Source organism: Parabacteroides caecihominis, from assembly GCF_023656785.1.
Classification (GTDB): domain Bacteria; phylum Bacteroidota; class Bacteroidia; order Bacteroidales; family Tannerellaceae; genus Parabacteroides; species Parabacteroides segnis.
Map to the genome: position 1 here is coordinate 121,202 of NZ_JAMOKS010000014.1, position 17,910 is coordinate 139,111.

Sequence of the window (17,910 nt, forward strand, 5' to 3'; positions counted from 1 at the left end):
TCATTGGCATATTGGCACATTTTCAAATTAGCATATTATTAATTAACTAAATAAATCGAGAATGAAGAAGCAAGTAATGAGCCTCCTGCTGTGTGGTAGCCTGATGGCGGCAGCACAACAGCCGGTAGATTATGTAAACCCTTTTATCGGAACCAGCAACTACGGGACTACTAATCCCGGAGCCATCTGTCCCCAGGGTATGATGAGTGTCACTCCATTCAATGTGATGGGATCGGAGAGCAACCGCTTCGATAAAGACAGCCAATGGTGGTCCACTCCATACTCAGCCGACAATGACTACATGACAGGTTTTGCCCATGTAAACCTGAGTGGGGTAGGTTGTCCCGAATTAGGTAGTCTGTTATTGATGCCGACCGCCGGTGAACTGAAAGTCGATTACCGAGAATATGGTAGTAAATATAAGGATGAAGTAGCTCATCCCGGTTATTATAGCAATGTCCTGACAAAATATGGTATCAAGACCGAAGCGACAGCCAGTATGCGTACCGGCCTTAGCCGTTTCACTTTCCCAAAGGGGCAGGGGAATATTCTGCTGAACCTGGGAGAAGGATTGACTAACGAAACCGGAGCAACCGTTCGTATTGTCAACGAAACAGAGATTGAAGGAAGCAAGCTGCTGGGAACTTTCTGTTATAACCCGCAGGCCGTTTTCCCGATCTATTTCGTAATGAAGGTCAGCAAGGCTCCCAAGTCGATGGGATACTGGAAGAAACAGCGTGAGATGAAAGGTGTGGAAGCCGAATGGGATGTCTATTCAGGCAAATACAAACTATATACCAAGTATAACCGTGAAATGAGCGGTGACGATGTCGGTGTATGGTTCACCTATGATACGGAAGAAAACGAAGCCATCGAAGTCAAGATGGGTGTCTCTTTTGTCAGTATCGAAAACGCCCGTCTCAACATGAATACGGAACAACCCGGCTTCGACTTCGATAAAGTCAGGACAACCGCCAGCAATATGTGGAACAGCGACTTGTCGCGTGTAAAGGTAGAAGGCGGCAGCAAAGACGACAAGACAATTTTCTATACCGCTTTATATCACCTGCTGATTCATCCGAACATTATTCAGGATGTAAACGGTGAATACCCGATGATGGAAAGCCTGAAAGTAGGTCATACTACCGGAAACCGTTACACCGTATTCTCTTTGTGGGATACCTATCGTAACGTAAGTACCTTGATGACCTTGCTTTTCCCCGAACGTCAGCTCGATATCATCCGTACCATGGTCGATATGTATAAGGAAAGCGGCTGGTTGCCTAAGTGGGAACTATACGGACGCGAAACCCTCACGATGGAAGGTGATCCTTCCATACCTTATATAGTAGATGCCTGGATGCGCGGCCTTCGTGATTTCGATGTAGAAACAGCTTACGAAGCGATGCGTAAAGGAGCTACTACACCGGGTGAGTTCAACCTGCTTCGTCCGGACAATAACGATTATATGAGCAAAGGATATGTTCCGCTTCGTGAACAATACGACAATTCTGTATCCCATGCTTTGGAATATTATATAGCCGACTGGAACCTGTCCCAGTTTGCTAAAGCATTGGGAAAGAAGGAAGATGCAAAACTCTTTTATGACCGCTCGATGGGCTATAAGCATTATTACAGCAAAGAATTCGGTACGCTTCGTCCAATTCTGCCCGATGGAACATTCTATTCTCCCTTCAATCCTAAACAAGGTGAAAACTTCGAACCCAATCCCGGTTTCCATGAAGGAAGTGCCTGGAACTATACTTTCTATGTTCCTCACGATATCCCCGGTTTGGTTAAGCTGATGGGAGGCCAGAAGAAATTTGTAGACAAATTGCAGATGGTATTCGACGAAGGCCATTACGATATGGCAAACGAACCGGATATCGCCTATGCCTACCTGTTCAGTTACTTCAAAGGTGAAGCTTGGCGTACACAGAAGCTCGTTCGTGAATTGCTAAGTAAATACTATCATAATGCACCGAACGGTCTTCCCGGCAATGACGATACCGGAACCATGTCGACCTGGGCTGTCTTCTCTATGATGGGATTCTATCCGGCTTGTCCCGGCGATATGGATTATGTTCTAACTTCGCCGACCTTCAATAAGGTTACCATCGATTTGAATAAGAAATTTTATCCAAAAGGTGAGTTAGTAATCGAATCCATGCATAACAGTCCGGAAGACATCTATATTAAAGAAGTAACAGCCGACGGAAAGAAACTAAAAGGCTATACCATTTCTCAGGAAGAATTGGTAAATGCCGGAACGCTTAAATTCATTTTGGAAGATACGCATAAGTAAGAGATAAAAACATGGCAGAAATAAGCCCTGGAAGTGTTGAGACTTTCCAGGGCTTTCTATTTCTAATATAGGATACTTGATAAATAATAAATCCTTTTACCTTTGTAGTCATCGGTTTTTCCTTTATTTTTGCAAAGACAGAATTAAAAAAGGACAGATGAGCAAATATAAATATTCGCTATATGGGTATCATGCTATAGAGAAAGCTGATATTACTATCAATGGAATAACTGTGTTGTCCGGAGAAAATGGTTGTGGCAAAAGTACTTTGTCAAGATGGTTGTATTATATAATTAATGAATCGAACAAATTTGACGAATCTCTTTATGAGGAATTCTCCAATAAATTAAGAGGAAATCTTCAAAAATTGGTTAGAGCTAGTCGGGAGATAAGTCAGAGCGATGAATTAATCTCATATCATGAGGTGATCGGTCAAATAAATGATCAAGTTGATATAGACACATTGAAAGAAAGATATATAAGTTTGGTTAAGCAGTTCGAGTTGAGACTGATATCTTTCTTATCTGCAGAAATGATGAAGAGCAGAAAAAAACGTATTTTCTCTTATCTGAAAATTTCATATAATGAAGATAAAATCCTCTTGGAAAAGAATATCGCTGAATTTTTTAGTTCATTAATAGCTGATTTTGATCAAAAATATGAAGAACTCTGTCTTGATAAAGAAAAACGCTCATCAGATCAACTGTATAGATTTATAAAAAAAAATTATTCTGAGGAAGATAAAGCTCCGTCAAACATACAACTTTCAGAAGACGGGGTTAAGCTATTGGAAAAAGGAAAATTTAATGCTCCATTGATGATTCATAGAGCAATATATATAGATACTCCAATGGCTTTGTCTGATAAAGCTAAAATGTTAAGTCCCCATTGGACAGATTTATATGAAATGATGATAAGTCCTCAGGGAGAAATGCCTCAGTCTGGCAAAAAAGTGTTGTTACGCATCAGGCGACTGATAAATGGGCAGATAATAGTTGAAGACGATACATTTGGTTTTAATAAGGAATTGCATTTTCATCGGGAGGATGGTTTAAATATACCTTTGGAAAAAGCTGCTACCGGTTTGAAAGCTTTTGCCTATTTACAGCGTCTTTTGGAAAATGGTTATCTGAATGAAGAGACCTTGTTGCTTATTGATGAACCCGAAGCCCATTTGCATCCTCAGTGGATAGTGGAATTTGCACGTTTATTAGTTTTGCTGCATAAGGAATTAGGCTTAAAAATTATGATTGCCAGTCATAATCCGGATATGGTTGCAGCTATACAATCGATTGCCCATAAAGAGGATATTACCGAAAATACCTGTTTTTATCAGGCGACTAGAAGTGAGAATTCATTACAATATACATATCAAAACCTCGGAAGCGATATAAAAGAGATTTTTGAGTCTTTTAATATTGCGATATCCCGTATTCAAGATTATGGTTCCAATAATTTATAATGAAGACATTATTGTTTCTCATTTGATAGCAAAACATTGTTTGTGTTTATTAGATGAAGTCTCTCAAAGAGATTATAATAAAGTAGGGATTTTTTCAAACAAGATCAAATGTTTGGCTTTGGATGATTACGAAACAAAGTTCTGTGGTGGTTCAAAAGATAATACAATGGATGCAGCAGTCGGAATTAGTGATTATCAAAATAATCGAAAAGTAAATCATAGATTGTTGTTGGTAGAATTACGTTTGGATTATCAAAGTTCTAGAAATCTGGAGAAAAGCTCATTAGTTCGTAAAATAAAACATTCTAAAGATTTATTATCAGAGTCTAGGATTGCCCCCAATAGTTATTTTATTTTTTCTGAAGAGGTTGCTCCCAAGGCTCAAAGTTGGGTACGGCGTTTTGCTCGTGAGTTTAGTGCGAATTGGGAGGTGATGAATCCCATACAGTTTAATGCTTTTATAAAATTTGAATCAGATATGCCGTATCAACCGGAAAATGATTTAGATAGAATAAAAGAAGTCTTGTATGAATGTTTGAAGAAAAAGGATTTAAAGAACTTTTTTGATAATACAAGATATTGGCGTACAGAAGCTTTAAAATATAGGAATCAATTTAAATTATTGGAATTTGAAGCCATTACAGATACGCTATGGAATATATGGAAATCTTTTGATATAGCGGCTTATTCATCTGATGAAATGGATATTCTTGAATCAGAAATAGAAAAAGAGGATTTGCAGATTCTCATTGGAAGATACGCATAAGTAAGAAAAATAAATTATTGTAAGGGAGCCCTGGGGAGTAATGAACTTCTCAGGGCTTTTTGTATTTAGGAAACTGTATTATGAGCGTAAAGATTGATAGGATGATTTGTTATTGGATGTAAAATCTTTTAAAAATAATGAAGGGGGATAATTCAAAATGACTAGAAAAAACGATCGTTTTTTCTAGTCATTTTTTTGTGCTGCAAATGTAAGTGATATTTATTGAAATACAAAGAGTTTCTGAGAAATTATCTATTTGTTCCTCAATGTTTTAATTCGATTTTTTCAAAAAGCCGCTCCAATCATAGGTTAACAAAAATTAGGCAAAATATAGTGACTAGAAAAAACGATCGTTTTTTCTAGTCACTCCAATGACCTTTAAGTATAAGAATTACAATGATTTATGTAGGTTGGTCACTTGTGACTGACGAACTTTTTTACATAACATCCTTAATTTATAACTTATGAATATCAATGGTTTTGCACTAGTATTATCACGCGTTAAATTTTTTAACCGTTGGATCGTCCTATTTATTGATTTATTTCTATCAATTCTGGCTACTGCTACTTCTCTGTCATTCCTATGGTATATCCTTGGAACAGAGCTTGTGGACGATTCTCTATTTCATATATTATCCATTTCTTTCTGTAGCAGTCTGGTGAGTTTCTTTTTGTGCCAGACCTATAAAGGTGTGATCCGGCATTCTGCATTTACAGAAACTGGACGTCTTGCTTTATCCTCATTAATAAAGGTACTTTTCATTGTCGTTTTGGTTTACCTGACCACGACGATTCAATCTCCTCGTGAATTAGCCTTAGGAGCTGTAGTAGACTTGTTCCTTACCTTCTTCCTTTTGACAATACTCCGTGTTTTCATGATCGTTTTCTATTCAATTATAGTCAATAGTGTATCCTTGAATCAAGGAAAACTATTGATTTATCAAGGTGATAAATCCGGAACTTTCTTGTTTGATGCTTCCCTGAGTGACAAACTATTGTATAAAGTTTGTGGTTTCCTGCGCTTTGGAGATCATACCTGTTTACGTGTAGGAAAATACAGAATTTATTCAATTAAAAAGCAGGTAGACTTTAACCATTTGGTTAATAGGAAAAATATTAAAGCAGTGCTGTTTACGGACTATCATTTAGTAAAAGAAGAGAGTGAGCGTTTAGTCCGTTATTGTGAAAAGAAGAAAGTTCGTATGTTGATGCTTCCTTCTGTCGATGAATTGAAGAAAGGTAAGGTTAATTTCCGTAATCTCCCTGAAGTACATATAGAAGATTTATTAGGTCGTGAGGAAATATGTATCAATATGACTGAAATCGCTACATCCTTGAAAGGTAAAGTTGTTTTGGTAACCGGAGCCGCCGGTTCTATCGGTAGCGAATTATGCCGTCAACTATGTACATTCAATCTGAAGCAGTTGATCTTATTCGATAGTGCAGAAACCCCTATGCATAACATACGTTTGGAACTGGAAGAAAAATTTCCTCAGGTAGAATTTGCTGCCGTAATGGGAGATATCCGGATGATCGATCGTGTAGAGTCTCTTTTCTTGCGTTTCCAACCTCAATATGTGTTTCATGCGGCAGCTTATAAGCACGTACCTTTGATGGAGGAAAATCCTTGTGAAGCAGTCCATACGAATGTGTATGGAACCCGTAATGTGGCGGATATGGCTGTCAAATACAATGTAGATAAATTCATAATGATTTCTACCGATAAGGCGGTTAATCCGACTAACGTAATGGGAGCTTCCAAACGCCTGGCAGAAATCTATGTACAAAGTTTAAGTATCGCTATCAGCAAAGGTTTGCATCCGGGTAAAACCCGTTTTATCACGACTCGTTTTGGTAATGTTTTAGGAAGTAACGGTTCTGTTATTCCCCGTTTCCGTGAGCAATTAGCAAAAGGAGGCCCTTTGACTGTGACTCATCCCGACATCATCCGCTACTTTATGACAATCCCGGAAGCGTGTCGTTTGGTGCTCGAAGCCGCATTTATGGGCAAGGGGAATGAAATCTTTGTATTCGATATGGGAACCCCTGTAAAGATCGCCGATCTGGCTCGTCGTATGATCGAACTGGCAGGTCTTATCCCCGGCGAGGATATCGAAATTCAATACACGGGTCTTCGTCCGGGAGAAAAACTGTATGAGGAACTTCTGGCAACTAAAGAGAACGTCCTCCCTACAAATAATGCTAAAATATATCGCGCTCAGGTGAGAGAATATGATTACAATGATATTTGCTCGGTTATGAGTCCGTTGATTGCTTTGGCGATTAAAGTAGATAAAATGGGGACAGTCCAAATGATGAAGGGGATTGTACCGGAGTTCAAGAGTAAGAATTCGGAGTATGAGGTGTTGGATAAAGTTGAATAACATCCTGCTGATATTTTTCTCCGTCTTATCTGTCCTCTGTTTGATCTGTGGCTATTATGTCGATGGAATTTGTATTTGGTTATCCTTTCTGACATTGCAGGTTTGGCCGACATAGGTAGGAAATCTGTTGAATTATTTACAAAGAAGAAATGGAAAAGTTTAGTTTCTTTGTTGGCGATCCTGCTCCATACGGATTATTTGTTGGTCGTTTACCAGCCCCCCATATTGGAATAAACCGGTTGCATCCTAACAAGAAGGAATACACTTGACAGTAGTCACCTACAATACAGCCATTTCTATTGGAACAGAAACTATACGATGAACGAAGCCGCTGCTTATATCAAGAAGTTATAACCCGATATCGTCTACTTCCGGGAAGCTCCTGGTGACAGGTATTACCAGTAAGACAGTATCCGGTATACTTTTTGCCGGAAACTGTTACAATTTTTTGTGCGTTAGGTTGAAAAAGAATGATTTAGGACTAAGGTAGATATAAATTCAGTATGCAATTAATCTTATTATCAGGAGGTTCAGGTAAGCGCCTGTGGCCTCTGAGTAACAATACACGTAGTAAGCAGTTCTTGCCTCTCCTTGAAACAGAAGATGGCACCATGGAATCAATGGTGCAACGCGTAGTGCGCCAAGCCATTCAAGCAGGTCTTACTACCAATATCACTCTTGCTACCAATGCAAGCCAACTCGACATTATCACCAACCAACTTGGTGACAAAGTCAGCGTGGTCACTGAACCAGAACGCAGAGACACTTTCCCTGCTGTCGCACTTGCAGCCAGCTACCTTAGTCTCGAGAAGCAGTGTGCTGATGACGAAGTAGTAGTTATTATGCCTTGCGACCCATATACTGAATCAGAATACTTTCACACCATAGCTCGCATGGTTCAATGCGTTGATGCCAATGTCGCAGATCTTATCCTCATGGGCATCACACCAACCTACCCATCTGCCAAATATGGCTACGTAGTGCTAGACTCTGATTCGTCATTCAACATTCGACATTCATCATTTGCCAAGCCTGTTGCTCGCTTTACTGAGAAACCAACGGTCGAGGTAGCAGAACAATTATTGGCAGAAGGTGCATTCTGGAACGGAGGTGTTTTTGCCTTCCGCCTTGGCTATATGATGAACATCGTCCGTAAATACGTTCAATACACCACTTTCGCTCAGACTCGGGACAACTATCAGAATTTCCCAAAGATATCGTTTGACTATGAGGTAGCAGAGAAGGTAGAGTCGGTAGCTGTTGTACCATTTAAGGGTGAATGGAAAGACCTTGGAACATGGAACACCCTCGCCAACGAACTTAGCAAGCATGTCATTGGCAATGCCGTGTTGGGTTCGAAGTGTGAGAACACGCATGTGATCAATGAACTGCAGCACCCAATCTTTGTGGATGGTGTGAAAGATGTAGTGGTGGCTGCATCCTTCGATGGCATTCTGGTTTGTGGTAAGGAGGATACAGAAAAGATAAAATCTTACGTAGAACCTTTTTGCACTCGTCCAATGTATGAAGAGCGCTGCTGGGGCACATACAGAGTTCTTGATGATAAGATGTATGCAGATGGTAATCACTCTTTGACAAAGAGTATTACCATCGCTGCTGGTAAGAATATTTCTTATCAGATTCACCATTACCGCACAGAGGTATGGACTATCGTTGAAGGCGAAGGCTTATTTGTCCTCAATGGTGAGTATCGCTGTGTCAAGCCAGGCGATGTGCTTATTATTGATAAGGAGAATTGGCACGCTATTAAAGCTCTAACGCAACTGACCTTTATCGAGGTTCAAATGGGTAATCTATTAATTGAGGAGGATATTGAGCGCGGCGTATGGAGCTGGAACTGATTTAGAAGTATTATAACAAATTAAGCATTGAGTCCCGTTTAAAAAGTCTATTTTTCAAATTCATTCCCTCTCAGAAGTATCTGTAGGAAATAATTTATGTCAAAAGGCACTTTTTGTAGTGGACTCAGCATTTAAATTATGATAATCATAAGCTTTTTTTTAAAATTGATTAGCTGTTTATACCACTTGCCAAGAACAATAAAAAATTGGCGACACGAACGTAACATCTGTAAGAAGTTCACAAAGAGAGGGCTTCGTTATAATATTATGTCATCAGCGAAGATCATTTTTAATGATGGTTCTTCTGCAAGCGACATAGAGTTGGGCGAATATGTTACAATATATGGAACTATTCATTCTCAGTCTGGTGGTAAAGTTCAAATGGGTGATTATACTAGGTTAGGTAATAACTCAATAATACGCAGTGTAGAAAAAGTGCTAATAGGCTCTTATACTGCAATTGCAGACAATGTAGTAATTGCAGATAATGGAAACCACCCAATAGATCCAGTATTTCGTAGAAAGATGAAAGAGGATACGCTGGATGGCCCAATGAGATTATGGAAAAACGCAGAACATGCTCCTGTTATTATTGGCGAAAATGTTTGGATTTGTGAGAACGTAAGAATCAATCGTGGTGTTACCATAGGAGATAATTCAATTATCGCTGCAGGGGCAATAGTTACACATGATGTACCTGCAAATGTTATTGTAGGTGGTTTGCCTGCAAAAATTATTAAACATATAGATTAAATAGTATGGAGTCTAATAGAGCAGCAGGGATTGCAAAAAATACACTTTACCTATATGTGCGAATGTTTGTTACGATGTGTGTGTCAATATACACATCTAGAATTATTTTACAAGGTTTGGGTGTTGAGGATTACGGTCTTTATAATGTAGTTGGTGGTGTCGTTGGTTTGATGAATTTTTTTATTAATGCCCTTTCTTTTTCCTATCAGCGTTTTTTTTGCATAGAACTTACAAAAAATGAGAATAATAAGTTCAAGCAAATTTTTGGAACAGCACTCACTGTTTCGATGCTATGGAGTGTCATCATTATATTGATTTTGGAAACAGGCGGTTATTGGCTTATAAATCATAAAATTGTTATACCTGCTGAAAAAATGTGGCAAGCAAATGCCATATTTCAGTTTTCTATACTATCTTTTATTTTAGGTTTATTTCAATCTGTATATAGTGCTTTAATAATATCAAATGAGCGAATGAGTTTCTTCGCTTTATTGAGTATTTTAGAAGCAGGAGTTAAGCTAGCAGTTGCATTCTTAATAGGTGTATTTGCTTCAAAAAAACTGTTTTTCTATGGTGCTTTGATGTTGGCTGCACACTTGTTAGTTCTTTTGAGCTATATGATATATAGTTTGAAAAACTTTAACGAATGTCGAGTCTTTTTTTGCTATAGAAGAGAATATATTAAACAACTTTTTGGATTTTGTAGTTGGACATTGATAGGTACTTTCTCGAATGTATTACAAACACAGGGTGGTAGCATTCTTCTTAATGTATTTTTCGGTCCGATTGTAAATGCAGCAAGAGCTATTTCATTTCAAATTTATACAGCTGTCATCACGTTGACACGAGGTTTTCAAACTGCATTTTCACCTACAATGTTGAAAACATATGAACAGGGTGACCATGAATCTTCATTTCAACAGATTATAACAACATCAAAAATATCGATATATTTAACATTCTTGTTGTCAGTTCCATTCTTTGTTTCAACTGACCTAATTTTGAACTTATGGTTGGGAACTGAAAATGTTCCAAAATATACAGCCCAGTTCATACGAATGATTATTGTAATAGGCTTGTTAGAAGCTGTATCAACACCTGTCGTTAATGTAATCTACGCAAGTGGTAAAATTAAATCTTTTCAAATTGCGATAGGGTGTTTTACTCTTCTAGTTCTTCCAATCTCTTACATTCTTCTCAAAATTGGAATGGGACCAGAATCTCTATACTATGTCACAATGATCTTTGCATTAATATCTATTCTAATTAGAATATTTTTCTTGAAAGGTTGTATGGATTTTGGACTTTGTAAGTACATTAAAAACATTTTTGGACAAGCTGTATTATTTTCATTTTTACTGTTTGCTATCAATTTTATTTCCCCAATAGAATGGAAAAACAATATAGCATTAAATATTCTGATAATAAGCCTGGTAGAAATACTATCTTTGGGTTTTATTTATATTTTATTGTTAAACAAACAAGAGAGAAACTTGATAAAGAGGTTAATTAAACGATGAAACGACTTTTTAATATAATAGTCGCTGTATTATTAGGGTTTACAGCAAGGGTTTACTATGTTATAATATATGCGTCGTCTTCGAAAGAAGTAAAACAAATTATCAATAAAGATGTTATAAATAATTTAAGTCAAGTCTGGGCAAAATATAAATTGGGATCTATTCTATCTTTTATCCTTTTATTGCATTTAGATAAATATTATAAAACTATATTTTTTCACAGGACTCGTAAGAACGTTTTCTGTCGAATTTTTTCACATGAAAATAGACACTGCTTTATCATACCTTATGATGTCACTTTAGGTGAGAATATAAAATACGATCATCCTTATGGGACTATTTTAAATGCAAAATATATTGGTAACAACTTTCATTGCAAACATCTGACAACAATTGGAAATAAAGATGATAATGAAGATCTTCGCCCAACTATACTAAATAATGTGACTTTAGGTGCAAATGTCACAATAATAGGTCATGTTACTATTGGAAATAATGTCGTAATAGGAGCTGGCACAGTTGTTACTAAAGATATTCCTGACAACTCTATTGTTATAAGTGGTTCTTATTTAAGGTTCTTAAATACATAACAATATGCAAAGAATAGACTTTATAGATAAAATAAAGGGTGTTTGTATTATATTAGTTATATATTCACATATTTTGGGTGACCTATTCGAAGGTTTACGTTTTATCTTCTGTTTTCATATACCCATGTTTTTTTGTTTATCGGGTTTGTTTTTTAAACCATATACTTGTTATAAAGAATTTTTGAGAAAAAAAGTAAATACACTTTTAATTCCATTTGCTTTCTTTTATATTCTATCTTACTCTTTGTTTTTCTTAAAAAAAGCGATGTTTGGCTCTAGTCAGAACTTTAGTATTTGGGATTTTTTATATGGCGAACAAATGTTTAATATTTCATTATGGTTTCTTTTAAGCCTGTTTATAATATCCAATATTATGTACGTAATATACCATTTTAAATCATCAATAGTAAAACTACTTGTTGTTATAATACTTGGTGTGGTTGGTTATATTGGTGCTCTTTACGATTTCGGAAACATACTGTTTTTTATGGCTTCGTTAACATCTTTGCCATTTTATTATTTAGGCTGTCTGCTTAAGGAATATGGGTATTTAGAACGCAGAAAGACATGGGAGTTTGGAGTGGGAATTTGTCTCTTATTTGTTGGACTTGTTATTGCTTTTGTTTCGTTAACACCTCCTAGGTTGCTATATTTTAATAATACAATTATGGTAGGTAATGTATTCGAAATTTACATTACTAGTACTAGTCTCGTGATTGGTTTGATGATAGTTTTGAAATATTTATTGAAAAGAGGAAAGTTTATATCTTGGATAGGAAATAACTCTATAGTATTATTAGTATTACATATGTTATTTAGTCCATTTATTTATCCAATAGTAGGTGTATTATTTCAGGGAAATTCAATGTATTTTTGTAGTTTCATTATAGATATTGCATTGTGTATAGTGGCCATACCTATTACTACACGATTTATTCCAGTACTTATCGGGAAGAAAGAGTTCTTGAAAAATAAACAAGTTATATGACAGAAAATAACAATAAGATTTTAAATCAAACGGGAATAGTATATGCAACTGATGACAACTATGTAAAACATGTGGCAGTTTCTTTAGTTAGCCTATATGAAAATGCAAAATCCTATGAACTGCCAGTTGTATATATAATAGGAAATCACTTGTCAAAAACGAATATTAATAAATTGGATAATGTGGCAAATAAATACGGTGGTAGAGTAGAATATTTAAAAGCTGATGAAGCGATAGAAAAACTTCCAAAAGATGTAAATACTGCAAATTTGACAGTCAGCACTTATATTCGTTTATTTTTAGCTGAGATAATACCAAATAATATAAAGAAGATTTTATATTTGGATTGTGATACGTATATTTGCTGCAACATATTAGATTTGTTGAATGTTGATTTTGATGGTAAAATAATTGCAGGAATTGAAGATACTATGTATCCTCATATGAAGACTAAAATAGGTCTTCATGAATCAGATAGGTATATTAATGCAGGTATTCTTCTTATAAATTTAGAAGAATGGCGTCGTCAAAATGTAACAAAAGAATTTATCAAGTTCATTTTTAAATTCAATGGAAGTGTACCACATTTGGATCAGGGGGTAATAAATGGAGTCTTTAGGGGGCAGATTAAATATATACCGCTTCGTTATAATGTTCAATCCCCAATTTTTGCTATTCACTCATATAAAAGACTTTTGTCGTTTCATGGAATGACAAGTTATTATCCTGAAGAAGATGTCAAGCTGGCAAGAAAAAATCCAGCTATTATACATTTTACCTCTTTCTTCACTGGTCGACCTTGGGAAAAGGGTTGTCTGCATCCTTTAAGAAAGTTGTACTATGATGCAATTTCCAAAACTGATTATGCAGATACTTCTTACGATAGAGTCCTCCCTCCAAGCCGCAGAATTAGGATATTTTGTTTCAAATATTTTCAACCTGTTTATTTTATCCTAAAAAGAATATGAGAAATATTGTTATTGTAGCATATGATTATCTACCCAACAATGGTGGTATAGCTCGCCTTTGCGGCGATATTGTCTCTGACTTGGAAGGACGAGGTATTCCATATCTCGTTATAACAGCTGCAGCATGTGCAGAAAGTGAGAATAATCCAAGAATACATAGACTAAATGCAAAACGAGGTCGACTTGAAGTTGAAATGATTAAATGTATAAAAAGAGTTACAACTAAAGACGACATTATTATTTGCGATACATGGCATCCCGCTGCTACTTTGTGTATCTTGGCTGGTAGAAAACCATATACACTTGCACATGGTGCTGAACTTTTGCCAGGCCAGGGTGTTTTCAGAAAGTATGTGTGGAAGTATTTCCGCCACTTCATTTTTTCATGCTGCAAGGGTGTTATTGCGAATAGCCATTATACAGCAAATTTGGTAAAAAGCGTTGCAAAAAGCGTATCTGTTAAAGCAATATCTCTACCTGTAAACTCGCAAATGTTTTATCCTACAGCTCCAAAGCATAATGATAATATTCTACATATTTGTTCAATATCGCGACTGGAAAAGTTTAAGGGGCATGATTTTATTTTAAAAACGATATCAACTCTGCCAGAAAGTTATAAGGAAAAAATTAAGTTGTCAATTGCTGGCAAAGGTCCATATAAGAATACTCTTGAGCAATTATCATTTGATTTGAAATTGAATAATATCATTGACTTTTTAGGTTTTATTCCTTCTAGTGGTATGAATGATTTCTATTCTTCACATGACCTCTTTATACTTTGTACGAGAGAAGAGCCTGAGTTGCGAAATGTAGAAGGCTTTGGTTTGGTTTTCACCGAGTCTCAATCTTGTGGGACAGCTGTTATTGCTACAAGAACTGGCGGTATATCAGATGCAGTAAAAGAGAATGATGGTGGTTGGCTTATACAGCAAGATAATACTGATGAACTCCATAATATTTTAATGAAGTTGATTGAAAATAAGAAGTTGGCATGGGAGCAAGGTACAAAAGCGCGAGAAAGAGTATTGAGGGATTGTTCTCTAAAAATATTTGTAGATAATATACTATCCTATATTGACTGGAATTGACGTACTGTGTTATTTAAGTAACAATTTGTAATCATGGAAAATTTTTGGATAGATCCTTTCTTGTATGTTCAAATATATCAAGCTGTATTAGTTTTTACAGTAATATTCATTTTAACGAAACAGGTGGGTTATGGTTTAGATAATATTAATGGAAGAGCTATTTTGCTCGCATTATTTATTATTGTATATTGGGCTGTTCGACCTATTACGCATCTAGCCGGTTTGGTTGATACAAAAGCTGTAGCCATTTTCTTTAACCTGGCAAAGGAGTATGGTTCTGATGTCTTGGGTTATAAAGATCTGGGTTATGTTATTCTTGTAAAGACAATGCTACCGTTTACAATTGAGGTCTTTTTCGGAGTACTTGCTTGTTTATATATTATCACATATCTTGTTGCATATAAAAATATTTATTCCTCTAACTTTGGAATTGCATTTATTATACTTGTATGTTCATTCTCTTTTTTCGGTTACGGTGTAAATGGAATGCGAAATGGTATAGCTCTTGCATTTGTAACACTGGCGATTTCTAATTTGAACAGAAAATTGTGGCAAACAGTGTTCATGTGCATAATTGGGCTTTCTTTTCATAAATCAGCTCTCCTTCCAATTTGTGCATTTGTTTTGGTTAGATTCTATAACAAGCCTAAAGTATACATGAGTGTGTGGTTTGCTTGCTTATTGTTATCTCTTGTTTTTGGAAATTTTCTTGCATCACTTATACCTGCGGATTTAATGAGGGAGGATGATAGATTGTCTTCATACTTAACTGCAGATTTTGCTAATCAACAGAATGCCACTTTTTCATATACAGGTTTTAGGTTTGATTTCCTCTTTTATAGTATGATTCCAATAATTGTTGGATGGAAATATATGAAAAAACTAGAATTGAAAGATGTTTTTTATTTGAGAGTTTGGAGCACATATGTTATATGTAATGCTTTCTGGATATTAACGATATATGTTCCTTATAACAATCGTTTTGCATATCTTTCATGGTTCTTATTTCCAATACTAATTACTTATCCTTTTGTTAAAGAAAAAACTAGACTAACTAGAAATATACACTCTGTTCTTTTTTTGAATTACTTGTTTATGTTTTTAATGTGGCTTAAAGAATAATAAAGATAGAATTATTAGAACAATACATTTTAATTTTAGATGAATAATCCTTTAGTTTCTATAATGATGCCAGTATATAATGGTTTACCATATATCAAGGCTTCATTGGAATCATTATATAGACAGTCGTATTCTAACTGGGAATGCATAGTCGTTGACGATGGTTCAACAGATGGAACCACGCAGTTTTTGAATAGCCTGACAGATAAAAGAATTCGAGTATTTCGCTTTAAGAAGAACAAGGGACGGTCTGCTGCAAGACAAAAAGCCTTGGAGGAAGCTTGTGGTAAATATCTTGCGATGCTTGATGCTGATGATATATATCATCCTGAAAAACTAAAAAAACAGGTTGACATATTGGAGAATAGCGAATATGTTTTGGTCTCTTCTGCAATGATTTCGTTTGGTCTTAGTACTGATATAATAACAAAAAGAGGCATTGGCCATGATTGTGCAGTTCAATATAATGGTACTAACACACCAGTCCATGCTTCTAGTATGTTTAGGACTGTGATAGCAAAGAATAATTCCTATGCAACAACTTTAAAGTATGGTGAGGATCAAGACTTCCTTAAGAAATACTTATATGGTTACAAGGAGTATTTCTATATGACGACCCCTTTATACTATTACTCTGAATTCGATTCTGTGACTAAGAAGAAAATATTAGAATCATATATTAATCGTTTTAAACACAATATAAGTAAACACAATTCAAAGCAATCTATACTATTATTGTTTAAGATCATAAGCTTTGCGTTAGTATCGCCTTTTGTGTCCATTAATCAGATACTAAAAAGAAGAGGGTATTCACCTAATGCTGATGAAATACAAGATTACGAAGAGTTGATAAAACCGATAATCTTGTCAGTTGAAGGAAGTTGGTAACAAAGGCACGGATCTATTCAACTTAAAAATTCAGTATATGTCTACAACAAAAAACAGACCACATAATATACTTGAGATAATAAACTTGGCAAGTAGTGCTAGAAATTTCATTGGTGGTCAGTTTGTCTATCTAAGAGAACATGGCTATGAAATGCATTTGATTTGTAGCCCTGATGATGAAATGGAAGAGTATGCAAGATTTAACCATGTGAAATATCATCCGATCTTGTTATCAAGGACTTTAAGCCCATGGGCAGACTTTAAGGCTTTCATTGAAATATGTAAATATATTCACAATAATAGAATAGATACAGTGATTGCACATCAAGCTAAAGCGCGACTGCTTGGTACTACAGCTGCGTGGATGTTGCGAGTTCCCAACCGCATTATCTTTGCCCACGGTGTTATATTTGAAACAATGAAAGGCTTAAAGCGTAAGCTTGTTATCTTAATGGATAGGATGGTAGCTACGATGTCTCATAAAACTGTTTGCGTAAGTAGATCAGTAGCAAATGCCCGTTTGTTAAATAATGTTGAAAAATCATCACGCCAGTATCTTTTAGGAGTTGGTACATGTGGTGGTATTGATACTCAAAATCTTTTCAACCCAGTAAGAATAGTGCAAACAGAACAAGACGAATTAAAGCGAAGCTTAGGCATAAGCGATAATGATTTTGTTATTGGTTTTTGTGGGCGCATGGTGCAAGATAAAGGTATCAGAGAATTGGTGGATGCTTTTAAACTCATTAAACAGGAGAGGTCGAATGATCATAATATAAAACTACTTTTGATTGGACCTGTTGAAGTTCGTGATAGTATTAGTCAAGAATTAGTTGATTTTATTAAAACAGGAGAAGATATTATTAATTGTGGTAGTGTTAATCACGATGATATTTATAAATATTTCTCTTTGTTCAGCGTTGTGGTTTTACCTTCTTATCGTGAAGGTTTTGGCATGGTTACGATAGAATGCGCGGCAATGAACATACCAGCCATTGTCTCGAAATCCACAGGTTGTATTGATTCGATAGTTGAAAATGAAACTGGTGTGTATTGTGAAATCAATACAAAGTCTATTGCAGACAAGATTAATTTCATGATAGACCATGAAGAGAAAAGAAAAGAAATGGGTGAAAAAGCTCGTAGATTGACAGTGGAATTGTATGACAATAAGGTGGTTTGGCCGCATATTATAAAAGTAATTGAAGCATAGT

14 protein-coding genes are annotated in these 17,910 nt (G+C 35.9%); all 14 read left to right on the forward strand.

The annotated features are described in order from the left end of the window. Window positions 1–61 precede the first annotated feature (61 nt). The 14 genes from NBH14_RS13530 (at window position 62) to NBH14_RS13595 (ending at window position 17,909) form a co-directional block, all read left to right on the forward strand. Entirely contained in the window at window positions 62–2,305 is a 2,244-nt protein-coding gene (locus NBH14_RS13530; protein ID WP_250817513.1) for a GH92 family glycosyl hydrolase, read from the forward strand. Between the two features lie 157 nt (window positions 2,306–2,462). After that, on the forward strand, window positions 2,463–3,767 hold the full coding sequence (locus NBH14_RS13535) for an AAA family ATPase (protein ID WP_250817515.1): 1,305 nt from the start codon (window positions 2,463–2,465) through the stop codon (window positions 3,765–3,767). Beyond that, window positions 3,748–4,533, forward strand: a complete 786-nt coding sequence (locus NBH14_RS13540) for a hypothetical protein (protein ID WP_250817517.1) — start codon at window positions 3,748–3,750, stop codon at window positions 4,531–4,533. Before NBH14_RS13535 ends, NBH14_RS13540 begins: the two co-directional genes overlap by 20 nt. Before the next feature lie 464 nt (window positions 4,534–4,997). Continuing rightward, window positions 4,998–6,917: a UDP-N-acetylglucosamine 4,6-dehydratase family protein gene (locus NBH14_RS13545; RefSeq protein WP_250817519.1), complete on the forward strand. Its 1,920-nt coding sequence runs from the start codon at window positions 4,998–5,000 to the stop codon at window positions 6,915–6,917. Window positions 6,918–7,420: 503 nt separating this feature from the next. Next, window positions 7,421–8,779, forward strand: a complete 1,359-nt coding sequence (locus NBH14_RS13550; RefSeq protein WP_250817521.1) for a sugar phosphate nucleotidyltransferase — start codon at window positions 7,421–7,423, stop codon at window positions 8,777–8,779. Window positions 8,780–9,046: 267 nt separating this feature from the next. Beyond that, window positions 9,047–9,532 (forward strand): acyltransferase, encoded by a 486-nt coding sequence (locus NBH14_RS13555; RefSeq protein WP_250817523.1) that lies wholly within the window; start codon window positions 9,047–9,049, stop codon window positions 9,530–9,532. A gap of 5 nt (window positions 9,533–9,537) precedes the next feature. Further along, on the forward strand, window positions 9,538–11,052 hold the full coding sequence (locus NBH14_RS13560; protein ID WP_250817525.1) for a lipopolysaccharide biosynthesis protein: 1,515 nt from the start codon (window positions 9,538–9,540) through the stop codon (window positions 11,050–11,052). Then, window positions 11,049–11,642: an LbetaH domain-containing protein gene (locus NBH14_RS13565; RefSeq protein ID WP_250817527.1), complete on the forward strand. Its 594-nt coding sequence runs from the start codon at window positions 11,049–11,051 to the stop codon at window positions 11,640–11,642. Before NBH14_RS13560 ends, NBH14_RS13565 begins: the two co-directional genes overlap by 4 nt. Before the next feature lie 4 nt (window positions 11,643–11,646). Further along, window positions 11,647–12,630 (forward strand): acyltransferase family protein, encoded by a 984-nt coding sequence (locus tag NBH14_RS13570; RefSeq protein WP_250817529.1) that lies wholly within the window; start codon window positions 11,647–11,649, stop codon window positions 12,628–12,630. Next, window positions 12,627–13,598, forward strand: a complete 972-nt coding sequence (locus NBH14_RS13575) for a glycosyltransferase family 8 protein (protein ID WP_250817531.1) — start codon at window positions 12,627–12,629, stop codon at window positions 13,596–13,598. Before NBH14_RS13570 ends, NBH14_RS13575 begins: the two co-directional genes overlap by 4 nt. Next, complete coding sequence (locus tag NBH14_RS13580; RefSeq protein WP_250817533.1) at window positions 13,595–14,686, forward strand: glycosyltransferase family 4 protein; 1,092 nt, start codon at window positions 13,595–13,597, stop codon at window positions 14,684–14,686. Before NBH14_RS13575 ends, NBH14_RS13580 begins: the two co-directional genes overlap by 4 nt. A 33-nt stretch (window positions 14,687–14,719) precedes the next feature. Beyond that, window positions 14,720–15,808, forward strand: coding sequence for an EpsG family protein (locus NBH14_RS13585; protein ID WP_250817535.1), 1,089 nt, complete (start codon window positions 14,720–14,722; stop codon window positions 15,806–15,808). Between the two features lie 39 nt (window positions 15,809–15,847). Next, on the forward strand, window positions 15,848–16,696 hold the full coding sequence (locus NBH14_RS13590) for a glycosyltransferase family 2 protein (RefSeq protein ID WP_250817537.1): 849 nt from the start codon (window positions 15,848–15,850) through the stop codon (window positions 16,694–16,696). 37 nt (window positions 16,697–16,733) lie between these two features. Continuing rightward, on the forward strand, window positions 16,734–17,909 hold the full coding sequence (locus tag NBH14_RS13595; RefSeq protein WP_250817539.1) for a glycosyltransferase family 4 protein: 1,176 nt from the start codon (window positions 16,734–16,736) through the stop codon (window positions 17,907–17,909). The last annotated feature ends 1 nt before the right edge of the window (window position 17,910 follow it).

Coding starts and splice junctions, on each gene's coding strand:
- NBH14_RS13530 (WP_250817513.1), top strand. CDS start 62: ATGAAGAAGCAAGTAATGAGCCTCCTGCTGTGTGGTAGCCTGATGGCG.
- NBH14_RS13535 (WP_250817515.1), top strand. CDS start 2,463: ATGAGCAAATATAAATATTCGCTATATGGGTATCATGCTATAGAGAAA.
- NBH14_RS13540 (WP_250817517.1), top strand. CDS start 3,748: ATGGTTCCAATAATTTATAATGAAGACATTATTGTTTCTCATTTGATA.
- NBH14_RS13545 (WP_250817519.1), top strand. CDS start 4,998: ATGAATATCAATGGTTTTGCACTAGTATTATCACGCGTTAAATTTTTT.
- NBH14_RS13550 (WP_250817521.1), top strand. CDS start 7,421: ATGCAATTAATCTTATTATCAGGAGGTTCAGGTAAGCGCCTGTGGCCT.
- NBH14_RS13555 (WP_250817523.1), top strand. CDS start 9,047: ATGTCATCAGCGAAGATCATTTTTAATGATGGTTCTTCTGCAAGCGAC.
- NBH14_RS13560 (WP_250817525.1), top strand. CDS start 9,538: ATGGAGTCTAATAGAGCAGCAGGGATTGCAAAAAATACACTTTACCTA.
- NBH14_RS13565 (WP_250817527.1), top strand. CDS start 11,049: ATGAAACGACTTTTTAATATAATAGTCGCTGTATTATTAGGGTTTACA.
- NBH14_RS13570 (WP_250817529.1), top strand. CDS start 11,647: ATGCAAAGAATAGACTTTATAGATAAAATAAAGGGTGTTTGTATTATA.
- NBH14_RS13575 (WP_250817531.1), top strand. CDS start 12,627: ATGACAGAAAATAACAATAAGATTTTAAATCAAACGGGAATAGTATAT.
- NBH14_RS13580 (WP_250817533.1), top strand. CDS start 13,595: ATGAGAAATATTGTTATTGTAGCATATGATTATCTACCCAACAATGGT.
- NBH14_RS13585 (WP_250817535.1), top strand. CDS start 14,720: ATGGAAAATTTTTGGATAGATCCTTTCTTGTATGTTCAAATATATCAA.
- NBH14_RS13590 (WP_250817537.1), top strand. CDS start 15,848: ATGAATAATCCTTTAGTTTCTATAATGATGCCAGTATATAATGGTTTA.
- NBH14_RS13595 (WP_250817539.1), top strand. CDS start 16,734: ATGTCTACAACAAAAAACAGACCACATAATATACTTGAGATAATAAAC.